Source organism: Streptomyces sp. SAS_272, from assembly GCF_052543235.1.
The window spans coordinates 1-15968 of record NZ_JBMNDR010000092.1; the positions used below are offsets into that span (position 1 = coordinate 1).

The 15968-nt window shown below is 70.6% G+C and carries 10 protein-coding genes; 4 read left to right on the top strand and 6 right to left on the bottom strand.

Annotated elements, in window-relative coordinates; translation table 11 throughout:
* Nucleotides 1-111: 111 nt before the first annotated feature.
* The 6 genes from ACN6LD_RS35265 to ACN6LD_RS35290 form a co-directional block, all read right to left on the bottom strand.
* A complete protein-coding gene (locus tag ACN6LD_RS35265) occupies nt 112-585 on the bottom strand; it encodes a carboxymuconolactone decarboxylase family protein (RefSeq protein ID WP_319195177.1) in 474 nt (157 codons plus the stop codon).
* Between the two features lie 117 nt (nt 586-702).
* A complete protein-coding gene (locus tag ACN6LD_RS35270; protein WP_445045297.1) occupies nt 703-2898 on the bottom strand; it encodes a glycoside hydrolase family 127 protein in 2196 nt (731 codons plus the stop codon).
* A 198-nt stretch (nt 2899-3096) separates the two neighbouring features.
* Nucleotides 3097-5133, bottom strand: a complete 2037-nt coding sequence (locus ACN6LD_RS35275; RefSeq protein ID WP_319195179.1) for a glycoside hydrolase family 127 protein — start codon at nt 5131-5133, stop codon at nt 3097-3099.
* A gap of 120 nt (nt 5134-5253) precedes the next feature.
* Nucleotides 5254-6108 (bottom strand): carbohydrate ABC transporter permease, encoded by an 855-nt coding sequence (locus tag ACN6LD_RS35280; protein ID WP_415924965.1) that lies wholly within the window; start codon nt 6106-6108, stop codon nt 5254-5256.
* Nucleotides 6105-7067, bottom strand: a complete 963-nt coding sequence (locus ACN6LD_RS35285; RefSeq protein WP_445045298.1) for a carbohydrate ABC transporter permease — start codon at nt 7065-7067, stop codon at nt 6105-6107. The genes ACN6LD_RS35280 and ACN6LD_RS35285 overlap by 4 nt, the downstream gene beginning before the upstream one ends.
* A gap of 170 nt (nt 7068-7237) precedes the next feature.
* Nucleotides 7238-8551 (bottom strand): ABC transporter substrate-binding protein, encoded by a 1314-nt coding sequence (locus ACN6LD_RS35290; RefSeq protein ID WP_319196471.1) that lies wholly within the window; start codon nt 8549-8551, stop codon nt 7238-7240.
* 204 nt (nt 8552-8755) lie between these two features.
* Here ACN6LD_RS35290 and ACN6LD_RS35295 point away from each other — a divergent pair, with 204 nt between their 5' ends.
* From ACN6LD_RS35295 to ACN6LD_RS35310, 4 genes are all read left to right on the top strand, one after another.
* Nucleotides 8756-9784: a LacI family DNA-binding transcriptional regulator gene (locus ACN6LD_RS35295; protein ID WP_319196473.1), complete on the top strand. Its 1029-nt coding sequence runs from the start codon at nt 8756-8758 to the stop codon at nt 9782-9784.
* A gap of 163 nt (nt 9785-9947) precedes the next feature.
* Complete coding sequence (locus ACN6LD_RS35300; RefSeq protein WP_445045299.1) at nt 9948-13208, top strand: discoidin domain-containing protein; 3261 nt, start codon at nt 9948-9950, stop codon at nt 13206-13208.
* Nucleotides 13205-14701, top strand: coding sequence for a family 43 glycosylhydrolase (locus ACN6LD_RS35305; protein ID WP_319196477.1), 1497 nt, complete (start codon nt 13205-13207; stop codon nt 14699-14701). The genes ACN6LD_RS35300 and ACN6LD_RS35305 overlap by 4 nt, the downstream gene beginning before the upstream one ends.
* A gap of 4 nt (nt 14702-14705) precedes the next feature.
* A complete protein-coding gene (locus ACN6LD_RS35310) occupies nt 14706-15866 on the top strand; it encodes an RICIN domain-containing protein (RefSeq protein ID WP_319196479.1) in 1161 nt (386 codons plus the stop codon).
* The last annotated feature ends 102 nt before the right edge of the window (nt 15867-15968 follow it).

Below are 15968 nucleotides of genomic sequence, written 5' to 3' on the forward strand. Positions count from 1 at the left end.
GTGGCTCGGGGGGCGACCCCCTCCCCGAGCCACAGCCGTGCGATCGGCACGTCCGCCGTGCCGGACGTGCCCGTCCGTGCGGCCCGTCCGTCCGGCCCCTCTGTCTGCCCGTCAGCCGAACATGCCGGGCCGGTAGTCGCCCGCGGGCTGCCGGACGATCACGTTCAGACGGTTGTAGGCGTTGATGAGCGCGACGAGCGCCACCAGGGCCGTGAGCTGCTCCTCGTCGTAGTGCTTCGCGGCGTTCGCCCAGACCTCGTCGGACACGCCGCCCGCCGCGTCGGCGATGCGCGTGCCCTCCTCGGTCAGCTCCAGCGCGGCGCGCTCGGCGTCGGTGAACACCTTGGCCTCCCGCCACACCGCGACCAGGTGCAGGCGCTGATCGGACTCGCCCGCATGCACGGCGTCCTTGGTGTGCATGTCGGTGCAGAAACCGCAGCCGTTGATCTGACTGGCCCGCAGCATCACCAGCTGCTGGACCGTGCCCGGCAGCGTCGACCGGGTGACGGCCTTGCCCGCCGTGTTGAAGTGCTTCATCAGAGTCCCGGCGAACGGGGTGCCGAGCAGGTCGAGACGCGCTTCCATGGTGATCTCCTTGCCGTGTCGGGGCTTACACGGCAATGACGGCTCGCGCCGCCGACGTGTGACGGACGGCGGCCACGGCCGCGTGTGACCTGCGTCTCCCCTGGCTCGGCCGTGTCGTCAGCGCCGCAGGTTCGCGGCGGTGGCGGCGGCGACGACGCGGTCCCGTTCGGCCCGCGTGAACCGTCCGTCGGTCTGCCAGACGTCGGCCAGTGCGCGCACCGCGGCCAGGAAGGCGGCGGAGGTCGCGAACGGCGCCTGCTGCCACAGGACGTCGAGGAAGGTCAGGCCGTCGCCGCGGGAGCGGTTCGGCACGCCCGAGTCGGACGCGCCGAAGACGACGACCGGCTCCACACGCCGGAAGTAGGCGTGGTACCGGGCGTCGTCCGCGACATGGAACGGGGCCAGGGTCAGACCGTGCGTGGTGAAGTACTGCGGGCGGCCCTGCGGACGGATCGCGTCGGCCAGGTCGCCGCGCAGGGTGAAGTCCTTGTAGAACGAGAACTGCCGGAAGTCCGTCGCCTGGCTCCGCGCGACCAGCAGGACCGGCCCGTGGAAGAGGGACTGCACGGACGGGTCGTCCGACGCCCGCTCCACGCGCAGCCGGTAGGGCGCGGAGACGGTGACCTGGTCGCCGCGCCGCCAGTCCCTGCGCAGGGTGAGATAACTGCCGGGGGCCGCCGACGCCTGCTGCTGGACCCCGTTGACCGCGACGGTGAAACCGGCCGTGGCCCAGGAGGGGACCCTGAGCTTCAGGTCGAGGCTGCCGCCGCCCTCGCGGAACGTCAGCGTGCGGACGCCCTCCGACGGGTAGGCGCTCGTCTGCTCCACGACCAGCCCCCGCTCCGGCCACCGCAGCGTCGAGGCGAGGTAGAGGTTGACGTACAGCGCGTCGCCGGCGGCCGAGCGGAAGTACACCGAGTCCTGGTACTTGGTGTGGTTCTCCATGCCGGTGCCGCCGCAGCAGGTGCCGGTGTTGTCGTACTGGCGCACCGTCCCCGGGCCCATGCCGACGAAGTAGGTGACCTCCGGGCTGCTCGTACTGCTCACGTCCCGGCGGGAGGCCAGGATGTGGTTGGTCAGGCCGCGTTCGTAGTAGTCCATGTAAGCGGCGTCCGGTGCGTGGAAGAACAGCTGACGGCTCAGTTTGAGCATGTTGTACGTCGCGCAGGTCTCGGCGTTGTCGTCGCCCAGGGTGGCCGCGATCGCGCCCCGGGCCCGGAAGATCTCCCCCTTTCCGGCGCCTCCCTGACTGTAGGTCCGCGGACCGACCACCATGCCCCAGAAGTTGCGGGCCGCGTCCGCGTACTCCTGCTCACCGGTGTGGTCGAAGAGCCTTGCGTAGCCGGTGAACTGGGGGATGTGCTGGTTGGCGTGCCGGCCGTCCAGGACGTCCCGGTCGCCGGCACAGGCGTCCAGGAGTGCGGTGTTGTCGAAGCAACGGGCGGCGGCGAGGTGCTCCGCCCGGCCGGTGAGCGCGTACAGGTCCGCCATCACCTCGTTCATCCCGCCGTACTCCCCGGCGATGTAGATCGACCACATCCGCTCCAACTGCGCCTTCGGCAGACGGCCGAGGCGGCTGTGCACCCAGTCGCCCATCTTCGAGGCGATGGTCAGCGCCTGTGCGTTCCCGGCCAGGGTGTACGCGTCGAGCAGCCCGCGCATGATCTTGTGGCAGGTGTAGTAGGGGGCCCAGATGGTGGGGTAGGTCGTGTAGCTCTCCAGCAGGATGAACTGGGTCTCGGGGTAGGCCGCCAGGTAACCGGGGTGACTCGGCTTCGGCGATCCGTGGTCGGCCAGTGCCAGCTGGCACTCGCCCAGCGCGGTCACCAGGTAGTCGAGTCTGGTCTTGAGCGCGGTCTCCCCGGTGTCGGCGTACGCCTGGGCGACGAGCGTGAGGAAGTGGCCGCCGTAGTGGCCGCGGAGGTTGCCGTCGGACGTCTCCCAGCCGCCCGGCGGCCGGGCGCCTCGGGTGTCGAGCCCCGCGTTGGCCCGGAAGACGGCGAGGATCCGGTCGGCCGGGTAGGACCTGGCGTAACCGAGCATCAGGTCGCGCTTGCGGCGGAAGACGCCGTCACCGAGGGTCACCTGGTCCAGCGCGAAGGGCTGGACGGCCCAGGTCGGCGGGACGGGCGCGGCGGCCGCCGCCGGAGCCGCCGGAGCCGCGGAAGCGGCGGACGCTCGGGACGCCGTCGTCGCCGTGGCCGGCCCGGCGGCGGCACGGGCCGCCGCGGGCGTCGCGTTCAGCAGCGGCGCCGCGGCCGCCGTCCCGGCGGCCAGTCTCAACAGAACACGGCGAGAGGGGGGTTGGGACATGGTCGGACTCCCATCGTGGGGGCGTGGGTGGTCGGGTCGGACGGTGGGGACGTCATGGCCGGGGCGGATGCCGCCGAGGGCCGGGGCCCGTCATGCCTGCGTCGGCGCCGGCTCTCCGCGCCAAGGGTCCGCGCCCCGGATCCGCGCGCCGGGTCCTGCGCTTCGCGCGGCGCACGACTGCGCACGGTCGGCGCACGGCTACCTCCCGGGGGGTTCGGCCGGCGGTCGCGCCGTCGGCAGCCACACGCGCATCGTCGAGGGGCCGCGGTTCGCCCAGGAGTGGTAGGGCACGAGAACGATGTCGGCGCGCTCGCCGGCCGGCGCGGCGGCCTCGTCGAGCGGCACGTACGGCCACCGGGTGTCGGCGTCCGACCCGGCCCGTCCATCCGCGTTCGCGTCGTCTGTTTCTGCGGCGGAATCGGTGCACTCCCAGGGCCTCCCGGACTCCGCGGCTCGCGCGTCCGGCGCCGCGACCAGTGCGCCCGACGCCACGACGCTGCCGTCCGGCCCGTCCTGCGGCCGGACGGACGGGTCCACCCGGACGGCGTCCACCTCGTGGCCCGGCGGGAGGTCGACGGACTCGGCGCAGTAGACGAGCGGCCCGCGCTGGACGGCGGCGGTGCCGCGTACGGCGTCGATGCGGGGGTCGGGTGCGATCCAGCGCGGGGTCACGGGCAGCTCCAGCCGTATCTCGTCGCCGGGCCGGAAGCGCCGGGTGACGGCGGCCGTGCCCGGCGTGACGGCACGGCCCGCCCCGTCCGGGTCGACCAGTCGGGCGCCGGCGCCCGTAGCCCAGGCGGGCACCCGAAGGGACAGGGTCCAGGGATGCTCCGGCGACCGTTCGATCCGCACGGTCACGCTGCCGCCGGACGGGTAGTCGGTGCGCACGCGCAAGGCGACGTCCCGGCCGCCGGCCAGGGAGGTGGCGAGCTCGGCGTCGGCGTACTGGTGCAGTTGCACGCCGTCGTCGTCGGCGGTCGCCAGGTAGGCGGGCAGCAGGGCAAGGGTCCGCGCCACGTTGGTCGGGCAGCAGGACACCGCGAACCAGGGGGCGCGCAGGCCCGAATCGGCGCGTGGGCTCTCCACGTCGGCGGCGGGCGTCGTCCCACGGCGGCGGCGGTGCAGGGTGTTGGCGTAGAAGAAGCTCCGGCCGTCCTCGGAGGGGGAGGTCGCCACCACGTTGAACAGGGTCCGCTCGGCGAGGTCCGCGTAGCGCGGTTCGCCGGTGGCCAGCAGCAGCCGCCAGCTGAGCATCACGGCGGCCACGCCCGCGCAGGTCTCGGAGTAGGCGCGGTCGGGGGGCAGGACGAAGTCGTCGCCGAAGGACTCGTCCCGGTGGTGGGAGCCCATGCCGCCGGTCAGATAGGTGCGCCGGGCGACCGTGGACTCCCACTGCCGGACGACCGCGGCGAGCAGTGCCTCGTCCCCGGTCTCCACCGCCACGTCCACGGCGCCGGCCGCGAGGTAGAGGGCGCGTACGGCGTGGCCGCGCAGCACGGTGGCCTCCCGGACGGGCACGTCGTCCTGGTGGTAGGCGCGGCCGAACTCGGACTCGGCGAGGGTGTGTCGGCCGCGGCGGTCGACGAAGAGCGCGGCCTGTTCGAGGTAGCGCTGCTCGCCCGTCGCCCGGGCCAGTTCCACCAGGGCCGTCTCGATCTCCGGGTGTCCGCAGACGCGTTCGATGCCGCCGGGGCCGAAGGCATCGCACACATGGTCGGCGGCGCGCCGGGCGATCTTCGCCAGTTCGCCCTCGCCGCGGGCCCGCATCTGGGCCACGCCCGCCTGGATGAGATGCCCGTAGCAGTACAGCTCGTGGCCCCACTCGAGGTCGCTGTACCGGGGCTGTTGGCCGGGGCGGCCGAAGGCGGTGTTGAGGTAGCCGTCCGGTTCCTGGGCGGGTGCGATGGTGTCGGTGAGTGCGGCGATCTGCGCGTCGAGCGCGGCGCCGGAGCCGTGGCGGGCCTCCCAGGCCATGGCCTCGATCAGTTTGTAGACGTCGGAGTCGGCGAACTCGCGGCCTCGCCGGTCCCGGTGGATCCGGCCTTCCACCGCGGCGCGGAAGTTGCCCGTCCAGCCGGCGCGTTCCATCCGGTCGCGGCAGTGGTCGAGCGTCGCGGTCGCGTTGACCTGTCGGCGCAGGGCCCAGAAACCCCCGGTGATGGTGACCTCGTCGAGACCCAGCGGCCGCAGCCGCCCCCGGCTCGGCGCCACCGGCAGGACGGCTGACCGCGTCATGTTCTCCCTCACCAGTTCATGCCTTCGGTTCGTCCTTTCGGTTGCCCGTCAAGGGTGTTCAGGTGGTCGTCGGTCCCGGTCGGTTAGGCCTCGGATGCGGTCCGGCCGCTCTGCCGCCGCTCAGCCCTTGAGCGCGCCCGACATGAAGCCCCGTACGTAGTGCCGTTGCAGCAGCAGGAACAGGAGGAGGCAGGGCACCGCGAGGACCACCACCCCGGCCTCGGTCGCGCCGTAGTCGACGGCGCCCATGCTCTGCTGCCGCAGGTTCGCGACGGCGAGCGGCAGGGGGGCCTTCTGACTGTCGGAGATGAGGATCAGCGGTGCGATGAAGTCGTTCCAGGCGGCGAGGAAGGCGAAGAGACCCACGGTGATCAGTCCCGGCCGCACCGCCGGAAGCAGGACCCGGCGCAGTGCGCCCGCGGTGCCGCAGCCGTCGACGAGGGCCGACTCCTCCAGTTCGCGCGGCACCGCCTCGAAGGAGATCCGCATCATGAAGGTGGCGAACGGCAGTTGGAACATCGCCAGCACCAGACTCAGCCCGAGCAGCGAGTTCTGCAGATGGAGCCTGCCGAGCAGCACGTAGAGCGGAATGAGCAGGGTGGCGTACGGAACCATGAGGATCGCCAGCGTCAGCAAGAACAGCAGGTTCTTGCCGGGGAACTCGAAGCGTGCGAAGGCATAGCCGCCGAGCAGCGAGACCCCGAGGGTCAGGGCGACGGTGAGCACGGAGACGAGGGTGCTGTTGCCGAGGTAGCGCCACAGCCCGGCGTCGTAGTCGAGCAGCGTGCGGTAGTTGCCCAGGCCGTAGCCGGACTCCTGGGCGGTGCCGGGCTGGGCGCTGACCGACGCCCAGGCGTTCCACAGCAGCGGGAAGAGGAAGATGACGGCCAGTCCTGCGGCGAGGACGTAGTGGGGCGTCCGGCCGACGGCTCGGGTCAGCACCGGGGTGTCCCTTCTCCAGGAGGCGGCGGTCATGACTCGTCGGAACGGCGAAGACCGCGGAACTGCAGGGCGTTCAGCAGGAGCAGCGCGCCCAGCACGAGGATGGACAGGGCGGCCGCGGTGCCGAGGTTCAGCCGCTGGAACGCCTCGCGGTAGATGAGCTGCACGACGGTGACGGTGCTGTTGTCGGGTCCGCCCTTGGTGAGGACGAAGAACTGGTCGAAGGCCAGCAGTGAGCCGGTGACGCAGAGCAGCAGGGACAGGGCGAGCGACGGACGCAGCAGCGGCAGGGTGATGGAGCGGAAGATCTGGCCGCGGCTCGCGCCGTCCGTCCGGGCGGCCTCGTACACCTCGTGCGGAATGCGCTGGAGGCCGACGAGGAGGATCAGCATGTAGAAGCCGGCGAACTTCCAGACGACGAGGAAGACCGTCGACAGCAGGGCGGAGGTCGGGGTGCCGAGGAAGGACACCGGGCCGTCGACGAGTCCGAGGTCTTCGAGGATGCTGCTCAGCGGTCCGGTGGTGGGGCTGTACAGGCCCCAGAAGAGCAGCGAGGCCGAGGCCAGGCCGACGGCTCCCGGCAGGAAGTAGACCGTGCGGAAGAAGCCGGCGCCGGGGCGGGACTCCTGGACGAGCAGGGCGAGCAGCAGCGCCAGGCCCAGGAGGGCGACGGTGACGACCCCCGTGTAGAGGAGGGTGAAGCGGACGGCGGGCCAGAACAGCGGACTGTCCATGACGTCCGTGTAGTTCTCGGGGGCGTTGGCGCCCTGGTCCCCCGCGAGCAGCGGCCAGTCGTCGAGGGACATCTGTCCGACCAGCAGCAGGGGCAGCAGGAAGAAGACGGTGACGAAGACGGCCGTGGGGGCGGCGTACGCGAGGCCCTGGAGCCTGCGGGAATGCCGGCTCGGGACGGTGGTGCGGGGGCGGCGGGCGGGGCGCTGCGTCGGGGGCGGCTGCTCGGCGGTCGCCCGTTCGGGCGCCTTGACCTGCATGGCTCTCCTCTGCCGTGTGCGGTGGGGAGGGGTCGTGCGGGAGCACGGCGTCCGGCCGCGTGTCCGTGCCGTGCGCCCGCGTCTTTCGTCCGCGTCTTTCGTCCGTGTCGTGCGCCCGCGTCATGTGTCCGCGCCGTGCGCCGGTGTCGTGCCGTGCGAGGTCGTGCGGCTCAGTCCGCCAGAGAGGCGGTGACGGCCTTGTTGTCCTTCTCGAGCGACGTCCCGTCGCCGAAGACCGCGTCGCGCATCAGGGACAGCCAGGGCCCGTTGGGGTCGTTGAAGGTCTGCCCGAACTTCAGGGCGTACGGGGTGCGGCCGTCCGCGACGAGCTGGTTGACGGCGACCAGACGGGGGTCGGCGGCGGAGTACTTGTTGGCGGCGAGGTCGGTGCGGGCCACGACGTCCTTGTGTGCGGCGACCACGTTCACCTGGGCGTCGTCGCCCAGTGACCAGGCGAGGAAGTTCCAGGCCTGGTCGAGCTTCTTGCTGGTGGCCGAGACGCCGACGGCGTCGCCGCCGACGAAGGTGGACTTGCCGCCGTCGGGTCCGGGGATGGGAGCGACGCCGAGGTCGAGGTTCTTGGGCATCAGGCCCAGCGTGGTGGACGGCATGGGCATGACGCCGACCTTGCCCTTGGGGAAGACGCCGGTCCAGGTGGCGCCGGTCTCGTCGCGCGCGCCGGGGGCCACGATGTCGTCCTTCACCCATCCGCGGTAGGTGTCGTAGACCTTCTTCGCGGTGGCGGAGTCGAGGTTCGCCGCGGTGCCGTCCTTGTTCAGCACGTCCGCTCCCCCGGCCCAGATGGACGGCCACCAGGTGAAGACGCCGCAGCCGCCGCAGTTGCCGCCGAAGAAGGTGCCGTCGACTCCGTTGCCCAGCGCGTCGACGGCCCGGGCCTGCCGGTCCCAGTCGGCGAGGGTGGCGGGCGGCTTCTCGGGGTCGAGCTTGGCCTTGCGGTAGAGGTCCTTGTTGTAGAAGAGCACCGAAAGGTCCAGCGTGTGCGGGACGACGTACTTCCTGCCCTCGTACGTACCGGCCTTGATGTGCGACTGGGCCAGGCTCGAGGCGAACGGCAGGGCGTCGATGCGTTCGGTGAGGTCCGCGAAGAGCCGGCTGGTGGTGTAGTTCGGCACGTACACCACATCGGAGGCGAAGAGGTCGGGGAGGTCGTGGGAACCGGCCGCCGCACCCACCTTGGCCTGGTAGTCGTCGGTGGGGACGACGGTCAGCTCGATCTTGTTCTTGTGACTGGCGTTGTAGGCCTTGACCAGGGCCTCGCTCTGCGGCCGGGTGGCCGCCCGCGTCCACATCGTCAGCGTGGCGCCGTCGTCGACGCCCTTGGCGTCGGCCGTCCGGCCGGATCCGCCGGCGGAGTCGCCGTCCCCCGATCCGCAGGCGGTGATCAGGCTCGCGGCGGCGAGGAATGCGACGGCGCCGACGGCGAGTCTGCGAACGGGTCCACGTGGTCCGGTCGTGCTCCCCATGACGATCCCCCTAGTGTGGGCTCTTCGAACGGAAAGGAACCGAAAAGGCTTTCTGAAAGCTAGGACCCGGCTGACAGCCCGTCAATCCCCCTGCAGCAAGCGGTATTGAGAGCTCCGCCGAAACCTGTGAAATCGTCCGGGCCGGGCCCCGGCCGAAACAACTCGCGTACGGTTTACTCACGCGCCGCGCGACAGGAGATCCGCATGACACCGGCCCCCGGCACCTCTCGTTCGCACCCCGCCACGCTCAGCGACGTCGCCCGGCTGGCCGGCGTGTCCATCGCCACCGCGTCCAAGGCGCTCAACGGCCGCAGCCAGGTGCGCGCCGAGACCCGGCAGCGGGTGATCGAGGCCGCCGAGCGGCTGGCCTTCCGGCCGAACCAGCTGGCCCGCGGACTGCTCGTGGGCCGGTCGGGCACCGTGGGTCTGCTCACCAGCGACCTCGAGGGCCGATTCAGCATCCCGATCCTGATGGGCGCGGAGGACGCCTTCGGGGCGGGTGAGGTCGCCGTGTTCCTGTGCGACGCCCGCGGCGACGCGATCCGCGAACAGCACCACGTCCGGGCTCTGCTGGGGCGCCGCGTCGACGGCCTCATCGTGGTGGGCAGCCGGACCGACCCGCGCCCGTCCCTGGGACGGGAGCTGCCCGTCCCCGTGGTCTACGCCTACGCGCCGTCGGACGATCCGGCGGATCTGTCCATCGTCCCGGACAGCGTCGACGCCGGCCGGATCGCGGTGGAACACCTGCTGGCCTGCGGGCGCAGCCGGATCGCGCACATCACCGGCGACCCCGGGTACCTCGCGGCGCGGGAGCGTGCCGAGGGCGCCGGAGCGGCGCTGGCCGCCGCAGGTCTCGCCCCCGTCGGCGAACCGCGGTTCGGCGCCTGGTCGGAGGGCTGGGGCCGGGCGGCCACCGCGCTGCTGCTGGACCGGCATCCGGATCTCGACGCCGTGCTGTGCGGCAGCGACCAGATAGCCCGCGGCGTCATGGACGTCCTGCGCGAGCGCGGCCACCGGGTGCCGGAGGACGTGGCGGTGATGGGCTTCGACAACTGGCAGGTTCTGACCGCCTCTTCGCGCCCGCCGCTGACCAGCGTCGACATGAACCTGGAGCAGGTGGGGCGGGCGGCCGCGCACGCCTTGTTCCTCGCGATCGGCGGGGCGCGGCGCGCGGGGATCGAGACCGTGGGCGGCCGGGTGGTCATCCGGGAGTCGACGGCTCCGCAGTCCTGAGCCGCGCTCCCCCGGGCCCGGGCGGCCCGTGAACTCGCGCTCAAGCGCTTTCCCTTGACAGGGCATCAGGTCGCTCCTACGTTGCGAAAACCTTTTAGGTGAGTTTCCTCGCACGTATGTCAGGCGCATGACACCCCGTTACCGCCAACCGGAGAGGGAGCCCATGAAGCGCCTCCTCGTCGCCCTCGTGCTCATCCTCTGTTCCGTCTGTTCCGTCAGCCCGGCAGCCGCCGCGCAGACCATCGGGTTCCCCGTCTTCAGCGGGCCCGCGATCCCGGCACCGCCCGTCGCCTACACGCCCGGCGACATGATGCGCAGCGTCTACGACGCCGAGAGTTCCGGCACCGATTTCTGGATGGACCGTCTGCTCGCGCGCACCGGCGACGACCCGGCCGGACCCTGGCTGATGAGCCGGGGGCGTGCGCTCTTCATGAAGACCCACAACCCGGCGGTCCTCGGGTTCGGCGGCCATGTCGCCTACTGGGAGAGCGTCAACGACAACAACGCCTACACCGTCGCGATCACCCCGGGCACCTTCACCGAGCAGGTCTCCCAGCGCCGGCAGGTCCCGAGCCACTGGAAGAGCGTGCACACCAGCGGCTCGATCGCGGTCACCCAGACCAAGTTCATCACCGAGAACAACGTCGCCGTCACCAACCTGTCGATCAAGAACAACGGCAGCAGCTCCACCACCTTGCAGTTGCGGGCGACGTCGCCGTACGCCACCACGGGCAGCGGCAGCGAGCTGACCGGCCAGGTCAACGCCTACAACAACCTCACCACCATCCGGCCGCGGCTCACCGGCGACGGATTCAGCGTCTCCGGCGGCGGCCTCGACCGGTCCGTCACCATCGGCGCCGGAGCCACGGTGACCACGAAGGTCGTGATGGGCTTCGTCACCGACGAGATCCCCGCGTCGCTGACCGAGTACAACGCCTACGCGGGCTACAGCGACGCCACCGCGTTCGCCACCCACGTCAAGGCCTACAACCTGTGGTGGGCGAAGAACGTGCCCTACATCGACGTCCCCGAGCCCGCGATCAAGAAGAACATCTACTACCGCTGGTGGCTGATGCGCTTCAACAACCTCGACGCCGACATCCCCGGGCAGACCTTCCAGTTCCCGACGTCGACCGAAGGCGTCCTCGGGTACAACAACGCGATCGCGCTCACCCAGCCCATGCACATCGACGACCTCAAGTACCTGCGCGACCCGTCGTACGCCTACGGGGACTGGCTCAGCGTCGGGCAGACCTCCAAGGGGGGCCGGTTCCTCGACAACCCCGGCGACCCGGAGAACTGGTCCAACAGCTACACCCAGTACATCGCCGAAGCCGCCTGGAAGAGCTACCAGATCCACGGCGGGCAGCCGGCCATCGCCGGCAACCTGGCCAAGTACGCCGAAGGCGACGTCAAGGGACAGCTCGCCTACTACGACCACGACAACAACAAGCTGATCGAGTACGACTGGGGCGCGCTCACCGGCAACGACGCCGACGCGGTCTCCTTCCACTGGAAGCCCGGCAACATGGACCGCGCCGAGTCCGCCTACCAGTACAGCGGTGCGCTCGCCGCCGCCCAGGCCTACGAGGCGACCGGCAACACCGCCAAGGCCGCCGAGATGCGCACCCTCGCGACACAGATCAAGGACGCCATCGTCAACGTCCTGTGGAACCCGAACCGGCAGCTGTTCGAGCACCGGCTGAAGTCGACCAACGAGTGGGTCCCCTGGAAGGAGATCAACAACTACTACCCGTTCTCGGTCGGCGCCGTCCCCAACACGGCGACGTACAAGCAGGCCCTGCGCCTCTACGACGACCCCGCGCAGTACCCGGTCTTCCCCTTCTACACCGCCAACCAGGTCGACAAGAAGGCGGCCGCGGACGCCGGCAACCCCGGCTCCAACAACTTCTCCACCATCAACTCCACCGTGCAGTTCCGGCTGTACTCCTCCGTGCTGCGCAACTACCCCAACTCGTGGATGAACGCCACGGACTACAAGAAGCTGCTCTACTGGAACACCTGGGCGCAGTACGTCGGCGGCAACACCCAGTGGCCCGACGCCAACGAGTTCTGGGCCGACTGGAACGGCAGCAACATCGACTACCGCTCGTGGATCCACCACAACATCCTGGGCAGCAGCAACTGGACGGTGATCGAGGACGTCGCCGGGCTCCGGCCGCGCAACGACGCCAAGGTGGAGGTCTCGCCGATCAACATCGGCTGGAGCCACTTCACCGTCAACAACCTCCGCTACCGCAACGCCGATCTGTCGATCGTCTGGGACGACCCGGCCGACGGGGTGGTGCGCTATCCCGGCGTCCCGGAGGGTTACTCGATCTACGTCAACGGCACCCGGGCCGCCACCGTCAACTCACTCGTGCCCTTCACCTGGGACCCCGCCACCGGCGACGTCACCACGAGCGGCACGGTGACCCACCACACCGCCGTGCCCGGACTGCAGGCCCCCCAGCAGGTCGTGCAGAACAGCCCCCGCATGGTCGACATGCTCGCCAAGGCCGGCGTCGACCTCACCGCCGACCTGACCAACCTGGCCGCCGGGGCGACGACCACCGCCTCCTACACCGGCTCCGGCGGCAACGTCTCCGGCGCGGTGGACGGCTATCCCACCAACGAGCCCTTCTGGGGCGCCGGCGGGTCCCCCAACAGCCAGGACTGGTACGAACTCAACTTCGGGACGGCCCGCACACTGAACGAGATGCGCCTGTACTTCAAGGACAGCCGCCCTGCCTCGGCGACCTACCGGGCGCCGTCCGCCTACGCCGTCCAGTACTACAACGGCAGTGCCTGGGTGAACGCGCCGGGACAGACCAAGAGTCCAGCAGCGCCACGGGCCAACTACAACCTGGTGCAGTTCCCGGCGGTCACCGCCCAGCGCGTGCGGATCCTGGCCACCCACGCCTCCGGCGCCAAGACCGGTCTCACCGAGGTCAAGGCGTACAACCGGGGCGGCGTCCAGCCACCCCAGCCACCTGCCAACCTGGCGACGTCCGCGACGCCCACCGCGTCGTACACCTCCCCCTGGGAGAGCGTCGCCGCGGTCAACGACGGGGTCGACCCGCCGTCGTCCAACGACACGGTGAACCCGCGCTGGGGCACCTGGCCGGAGACCGGGCAGCAGTGGGCCGAGCTGACCTGGCCGTCGGCGAAGAACGTCAACAAGGCCGACGTGTACTTCTTCGACGACGACGACGGCATCGACATGCCGGCCTCCTGGAAGCTCCAGTACTGGAACGGCAGCGCCTACGCCGACGTGCCCGGCGCGAGCGGCTATCCGCTCTCCAAGAACCAGTACAACACCGTCTCCTTCACGGCAGTGAGCACCACCCGGCTCCGGGTGCTGCTCACCGGCAACGGCGCCAACTCCGTCGGCCTCCTCGAAGCAAAGGTGTACGGACCGTGACCCGTTCCAGATGCCTGTCCGCGCTCGTCGCGGCACTCCTCACGGCGGTCGCCTTCCTGGTGGCGCCGCCCACCGCCTCCGCCGCCGTCGCGTTCACCTCGACGGGGGTCAACCAGAACGGCGGCAACTGCCTCGACCTGCCCGGGGGTTCGACCACCGCGGGGACCCAGCTGCGGGCCTTCGCCTGCGCCACGGGCGCCAACCAGAACTTCGGGTACACCCTGGTCTCCGGCACCGCCGACACCTACACGATCACCGGGCAGTCCGGCCAGTGCGTCGACGTCTACGGGGCGTCCACGGCGGACAACGCGGCGATCATCCAGTGGCCCTGCCACGGCGGGACCAACCAGCAGTGGCGACTCGTGCCGGTGGCGGTGAGCGGAACCGACAAGACCTTCAACCTGGTCTCCGTGAGCTCGGGCAAGTGCGTGACGCCGAGCGGCGGTTCGTCGGCCTCGAACACCGACCTGGTGCAGCTGCCCTGCGCCACGGCAAGCGGCAGGGTGTGGCGGCTGCCCGCCTTCGCCGGCGGCGGCACGGGGACGAAGACCTTCACCAACCCACTGTCCCAGCACGGACCCGACCCCTGGCTCACGTACTACAACGGTTACTACTACCTGGCCACCACGACCTGGAACTCTACGGTCACCATGCGCAAGGCGACCACCCTCGCCGGCCTCGCCTCCGCCTCCGACCAGGTGGTCTTCAACCTCACCCGGCCCAACGGCGCGGGCACCATGTGGGCGCCCGAGTTCCATCTGCTCGACGGTCCGAACGGGAAGCGGTGGTACTTCTACTACACCGCCGGGCGGGAGCCCTACGACCTGGGCACCCAGCGGATCCACGTGCTGGAGAGCGCCGGCCTCGATCCGATGGGCCCCTACAGCTTCAAGGCCGATCTGCTCGACCCGACCCAGGACAACACCTGGGAGCTCGACCCGGGCATCCTCCAGCTCAACGGCCGGCTCTACCTGCTGGGCACCTTCTACAACGGCTCACAGCCCATGTTCATCCGGCCCCTGTCCAATCCGTGGACGGCGAGCGGCACCCGCCGCGTGCTCTCCACACCGACCTACAGCTGGGAGACGGTGGGCGGCGCGGTCAACGAGGGCGCCGAAGTCCTCCAGCGAGGCGGGAAGACGTTCATCGTCTACTCGGCCAGCCACTGCTCCACGCCCGACTACAAGCTGGGCATGCTCACCTACAACGGCGGCGATCCGCTCAGTTCCTCCTCATGGGTCAAGTCACCGAACCCGGTCTTCCAGCGATCCAACGCCAACGGCGTGTACGGCCCGGGGCACAACGGCTTCTTCACGTCACCGGACGGCACCGAGGACTGGATCGTCTACCACGCCAACAACTCGACGAGCGGCGGCTGCGACATGAACCGGACCACCAGAGCGCAGAAGTTCACCTGGAACGCCGACGGCACGCCGAACTTCGGCACGCCCGTGGCCCTCGGCGTCACCCTGCCCGCACCCTCGGGGGAGTAGGCCGATGACCCGATCCCGTTTTCTCCCCTTCTGGGCGATGGTGCTCACGCTGATGTTCGGCGCGGTCATGGGCGCCGTCGCGATCGCGCCGCCCGTCCACGCCGCGACGGCGTTCGCCTCCACCGCGGTGGGCCGCGGCAGCGGCAACTGCCTGGACGTGCCGGGCAGTTCCACCGCCGACGGACTCCAGCTCATCCAGTGGACCTGCCACGGCGAGCCCAATCAGAACTTCACCTTCACCCCGGTGGGCGGGACCACCGACCAGTACGGCATCGGCACGTCGGCCGGCGGACGGTGCGTGGACGTCAACGGAGGGTCCGGCGCCGACAACGCCACGATCGTCCAGCGGGCCTGTGGCACAGGCGTGAGTCAGAAGTTCCGCCTCGTGCCGGTGACGGTCAGCGGCACGACCGACGTCTTCGGTCTGCAGTCGGTGTCCTCCGGCAAGTGCGTCACCCCGGCGGGCGACTCCTCGGCGTCCGGCACCGGCCTCGTCCAGCTGCCCTGCACCGGCACCGCGGCCCGGACCTGGCGGCTGCCCGGCTTCACCGGCAGCGGCGGCGGCTCGACCCCGCCGCCCACCAAGACCGTCCGGGTGTACTGGCTGAAGCCCTCCGACGTCCCGTTCGACCAGCGGTACCCCGACGGCATCGCCAAGGTGATGCGCGAGGCCCAGCGCTACTACCAGCAGGAGCTCGGCAAGACCTTCAAGCTGAACACCACCGTGGTGGAGGTCGTGAACGGCGACCAGCCGCGGAGCTGGTACGAGAACACGCCCAACGGCGGTGACCGCTACTGGTGGGCCGTCACCAACATGCAGAACGAACTCGCCAGGAAGTTCGGCCTGAACAACCCCGACAGCCGTTGGCTCAACGTGGGCGAGATCAGCGCCGAGGGAGAAGGCGCCGGCGGGGGCGCGAGCCCCGGCTGGGTCGTCCTGAGCGGGCACGACGCCGACGGCGCCGCCGGCACCAGCGGACAGTCGATGAACCGCTGGTACGGCGGGATGGTCCACGAGCTCGGGCACGCGTTCGGCCTGCCCGACTCGTCCTCGACCGACGGCACACCGATGTCCGCGTCCTTCTACGACTACCCCGCCACCCACTTCAGCCAGAGCCAGAAGAACCAGATCCTGGGCGGCCCCTACGGGAGCTTCCTGTCCTGACCCGGCGCCCGGCGGGCCCTCGGGGCCCGTGGACCTCGGGGGGGCGTCGCACCGACGCCCCGCCGAGGTGTGTCGTCACACGGCCGTGTCTCGCGGCGCTGC